Source organism: Acinetobacter sp. CFCC 11171 (genome assembly GCF_003268405.1).
Lineage (GTDB): Bacteria > Pseudomonadota > Gammaproteobacteria > Pseudomonadales > Moraxellaceae > Acinetobacter > Acinetobacter amyesii.
Map to the genome: position 1 here is coordinate 1 of NZ_LQXP01000068.1, position 4,893 is coordinate 4,893.

6 protein-coding genes are annotated in these 4,893 nt (G+C 33.8%); 5 read left to right on the forward strand and 1 reads right to left on the reverse strand.

Annotated features, from left to right (window positions below; translation table 11 throughout):
* Positions 1–189: 189 nt before the first annotated feature.
* Genes AVJ20_RS18910 through AVJ20_RS17640 form a run of 5 tightly spaced genes read left to right on the forward strand, consistent with a single transcriptional unit; the run spans position 190 to position 2,561 of the window.
* Entirely contained in the window at positions 190–390 is a 201-nt protein-coding gene (locus tag AVJ20_RS18910) for a hypothetical protein (RefSeq protein WP_111886108.1), read from the forward strand.
* Positions 387–884: a DUF4123 domain-containing protein gene (locus AVJ20_RS17625; protein WP_111886109.1), complete on the forward strand. Its 498-nt coding sequence runs from the start codon at positions 387–389 to the stop codon at positions 882–884. Before AVJ20_RS18910 ends, AVJ20_RS17625 begins: the two co-directional genes overlap by 4 nt.
* Positions 877–1,221: a hypothetical protein gene (locus AVJ20_RS17630; RefSeq protein ID WP_111886110.1), complete on the forward strand. Its 345-nt coding sequence runs from the start codon at positions 877–879 to the stop codon at positions 1,219–1,221. Before AVJ20_RS17625 ends, AVJ20_RS17630 begins: the two co-directional genes overlap by 8 nt.
* Complete coding sequence (locus tag AVJ20_RS17635; protein ID WP_111886111.1) at positions 1,222–1,860, forward strand: Tox-REase-5 domain-containing protein; 639 nt, start codon at positions 1,222–1,224, stop codon at positions 1,858–1,860.
* 14 nt (positions 1,861–1,874) lie between these two features.
* Entirely contained in the window at positions 1,875–2,561 is a 687-nt protein-coding gene (locus tag AVJ20_RS17640; protein ID WP_111886112.1) for a hypothetical protein, read from the forward strand.
* Positions 2,562–3,812: 1,251 nt separating this feature from the next.
* Here the strand turns inward: AVJ20_RS17640 and AVJ20_RS17650 are convergent.
* Positions 3,813–4,893 (reverse strand): low temperature requirement protein A (locus tag AVJ20_RS17650; protein WP_111886114.1); only part of this gene is annotated, 1,081 nt, incomplete at its 5' end.

Genomic DNA, 4,893 nt, shown 5'->3' on the forward strand with positions numbered 1-4,893 from the left:
GTATCGAATTGGGTTTCGCCTGTTTCTCTTAAAATAATTTTCTTATTGTCAGTAGTGACAATAATGCTATCATTTAACTGAATTGCTATGATAAATGTCATACTTTTAGCAAAATTAGTGAATTAACAATATTTATATTATGCCAAATTAAGGTTGAATTTTATAAACTTATAATAAATAGGTAAATCTATGGCTGGTGGCTCTCAGATCATCATCAATCAAGATGGAATAACTATCATCACCCCTGCAAAGTTTGAGGCTAAAGCAGGACAGCATCTTTTTCAGTCTGGTGCTCAAGTTCCAATGCTTAAAAATGTTCTAGCTCAACCTATTTGTATTGAATGTCTTGTGAAAGCAGCAAAAGAAGGTTTAGGGATAGTAAGAAGATGAGTTTACAAAATTATAATCTAGATCAATTAATTAATAATAAAATTAGTGAGGATTCATTTTTCTTATTAGTTGATGGGGCACAAATTGATCGTACTGTGATACACAATATTTCCTACACATATGGGGATGGTATTTATTTATTCAAAGGAACATATGAAGAAGAAGCCCATGAATATGGACCGATATTATTTGATTTATCACAACTAAGACAGGATCAAATAAGTAATCACATAGAACTTATGAAAGCTAAAGACTCTATGATTTTGATCAGAAGTTTTTTGGATACAAAACAATTAAAAAATACACTATTAGAAAAACTCTATCTTGAATTCGAGGATGGTGGAATTGGAATTCTTAGATATTACGACCCTCGTGTAATAAATCGTTTTTCTTTGATTTTTACAAATGAACAAAAAAAGCAATTCATGGAGGGTTTGGAATCAATTTCTTATTTACTTAATCACCTTATATACGAGATAAAAAGCGATGCTTAAGTTAAATAAAAATCAAATAGATAGCTTGGAAAAAGTAAAAAATAGAGAAGAGTTATGTGAAAAAATTTATAACTATCTTTTAGATAACAAACAATCTTTTCTTGAGTATCAAATTAATTACAACCTGTTAAAACAAGAAATTTACGCAAGTTTTGATTTATTGATTTCATTGTTATTAACAGATAACGAAGTAATTTCACAACTTATTGTATGGAATACCATCATAAGAAAAAATCTTCTCCAGGATCTAGATGTACAAAAATTTATATATGGGTCAAATCTTAGAGGAAAAGACCTATTGTCTACTTTAGAGTTTCATGAGTTAAGTGAGAATTAAATGGTAGGATTCCTTATAAGCTTAGGGCGATTAGCTACAGTTGGAGGCCGAGGAGCAGCAACTGGCACAACAGGAGGTGCTACAGCAGGAAGTACGACGATTGCTGTTGAAGCTGCCAAAGGTATGGCTGCTGTTGTTTTAGCTAAAGAGGTCAGTAAAGATATAACTAAACAACAGCGTTGTAATAAATGTGAACCTTATCAATTAGGTAATAAGCATCAAATAAAACGCCCAATGGGTAATGAAATCAATACTGAATATCAAATTAAAATAGCCAACTTATCAAGTTACCCTCTAACATTCCAAGCTTCAGATCCATATCTTGTTTCAGGAAATACAAAACAAACAACAGAAATACAAGAGTGGGTATTATCTGGAGTCTCATTTGATGGGCTATGGCCAATGCAATGTATACTTGTCGAAGCGAAAGGGCGTTATGCTCAATTTTTAGAAGGTAAACCTGATTTTATGAAAAATAATATTTTTCTAAAAATGCGTAATGAGGCAACTAGCCAAAGAAGTGTTGTTAGTCGTTTTAAAACATCAAAGTTGAATTGGTATTTTTATGAAGAAGAAACTAAAGTGTATTTTGATCGTTTCAGTCGCAACATAGTGCCAACAATTTTTATGCCTTTATAAAATAGGATTTCAGTATGAGAGAGTATTTTCTTAGTACACGAATACCAAAAATTCTTGGTAATAATGATAATGAAATAATTGAACAAATAGAAAAAGTTGAGCAGATTATATCTGAACTGTCAAAAATTGATCCTATTTTTAAGACTTGGTATATCAATAATGCAACTAGCTCAAAACCACCTTTAGACTATCCTTTCCCTTCAGAAAAATCGAAAAAATATTTGTTTAATCATAGAAAAGAAGACAGTTTTGAAATTTTTGGGCTCTGGAATGGATCGTTAGAAACAGAGCTTTTTGCGAGTTTTAGTTTCGATAGAACAGGTTTAGTTATGACTTTCAAAAAAGTCTTGACTCTTGAGCAAATAATTCAACTTTTTAAAGTCGTATTAGAATATCCTAAGAATGATTATGTATATCTAAATAGCGACTTTTTTGGAGATATCAATGTTTTTCCACATCGGTTAGAAACGACTTCCATGTGCTATATCCCCATTAAAATAGATGAAAAATTAATACCCCACCTTTACAAAATTGTTGATGTTGATACCCCTCTAAATAAAGGAATTATTCTAATTTTTGATGAGCATTGGGCAGATGAATCAGATGAAATGAAGAAAAAAGTACAAGAAAACTCTTTAGCCTTAGTTGAACTAGGAGTGATTCCTGAAGCTGAATTACCTGAGGATTTTTTTGAACAATAACAATTCCTGTAATTCCACAAAATAAGTCTTAAACGTAATAGTTTAATTTTATACATATAAATCATTACCTCACAAAAAAACAAAAAGCCTGATTATTTTTAATTAGGCTTTTTTGATTCACGCCCATCCAAGATTTCTTTTTAAGCAGCGTTAAGCAATTTTATTTAGTTTGTCTTAATTTACAAATAGCTAAACTTTCACTTTGACTAAATAGTTACTAGTTTCATAACCTTCTTAAAATTTTTAACTACATTCACCGTTATTCATACTATATATCAAGTTTCTAAAGGCATTTTTAATAATATTCTTAAAACCCTGTACTTATCAAAATGACACAGGTTGTGTCGTTTTATCCAAAAAATGACATAGGTTGTGTCGCTGAAATTGTCATTATGTGTCGCAATACTTTCTAAGTAATTGAATTTATGAGTATCGAAATGACAAACCTTGTGTCGCATGACGATTTAAACCCTCTTCGGAGGGTTTATTTTTTGAGAATAAAGCATGGAAATAATAATAAATACAACAACAAAAGAAAATTCACTGATTTATAGGTCGTGGATATGCGTCATTATTATGGGGCTTCTTTTCGGCATGTATTACCTGTTCATACAACGCTTTTACCTACTCATTATCGCAATCATCATTACGCTTCCAGTAACACTCATTGCTGCAACAAGAACATGTCATCACTGCTATTTTAAAGCACTAACATTTAATAGCTTGGTCATATTCAGCATATGCTTTTACCCCCTTATCATTTTTGATCACACAATGTCCATCATCTTCATAAGCTACTGTTTAATTGATGGATATCTTGTACGAAAGAAAGTGAAAGTACTGCTCAAACAACCAGAATTTATGCAGTCTATCCCCGAAGTTATTACAAATAGAGATCAATTTAGTCTTGACCATGAGTTGATCCACGGGAGAATATGGCAACGGAAATACCATCTGCCTTTACTCTATTTAGTAATTTTATTCACTATTCCATTGGCTTTTCTATCGAGATTAGAAAACAGCTATTTTATTTACGTCCCTATGAGCTTATTTTTCTCCATTCTTCTTTGGGAGTACACCATTAAGAGATATATTTATTTTTCTTATTTGTTCAAATCACACCTTCCTCACATTCAAACTACACAATAGACAAGCTAAAAATAACTGTCGTTATGAAGATTACGGACGAATACCATCATCAAACTAAGGTCATAGTCCCTTCATCGCAGACGGAACCATGACAATAAACCTTCATTTTAAATAGCATTTTGTAAACATCAAACGCAGTGCATATACCACTGCCATCGCAAATATTGCATAACCTGCGGGTGTGATAAACAACGGAATACACAAAACAATCACCACGGTTAAAGGATATAAAAGTTTTCTAAAACCACTTTGATGATGCAATTCATGGAGTAAATATAAACTTGTCGTATAAATCACAAGGCTGATCGCCACAAAGTAGCTTTCTTTTTCAGAACTAATCAGTGCCTCATGCGAAACCACATCGACTGCGGCAGCCAAACTAGCACCAATCGCCGCGATACTAATAAAGACAAAGAAATGTCCATACCCCCAAGTAAATGCCATTTTTCGGCTATTTAAACGCTCTGCAATACTGGTATCAAAATAAGACCACCACATGGTGAACATCATCATCAGGCCGCCTACCATCAAAAAGATCAGTTCAGTACTAAAACGCTGATTTGTTAATGCATCGGTTATGGCAATCGAGCATCCGACAATAGATTCGCCTAAAACGATAATGGTGAGCAGTGAATATCGCTCAGCAATATGATGCGCATGCCAAGGTGTACGGCTTGCAGCCTCTGCAAAAACTGGCACAGACAGTTCAGCAATTGCGAGCAAAATGAAAAGATAAACGGTGAAATGCAGCGGCGAAAAATGAAAGAGCAGCCACCCGACTTGTACCAGTATGATGCCAAAAGCATAACGTAATGCAGTTTTCCGACGGGACAGATCATGCTTTGCAACGCGAAACCACTGCGTAACTAAGCCTAGACGCATAATGGCATAACCAATCACAATTACGTCAAAATCCTGCTTTTGAAATGCGCTTGGAATACCTGCAGCAATGACCAAAGAACCAATAATCTGTACAAAAGTTAAGATTCGATAGAGCGCATCATCATTATCATATGCCGAGGCAAACCAACTAAAGTTCATCCACGCCCACCACAAAGCAAAAAACACCATGCCATACAGCGTTAAACCCTGAGCCAAATGATTTTCAACAATGGCATGATGCAGTTGCTGCCCTGCGGTTGCGATCGCGACAACAAAGATCAAGTCAAAAAGCAATTCTAAA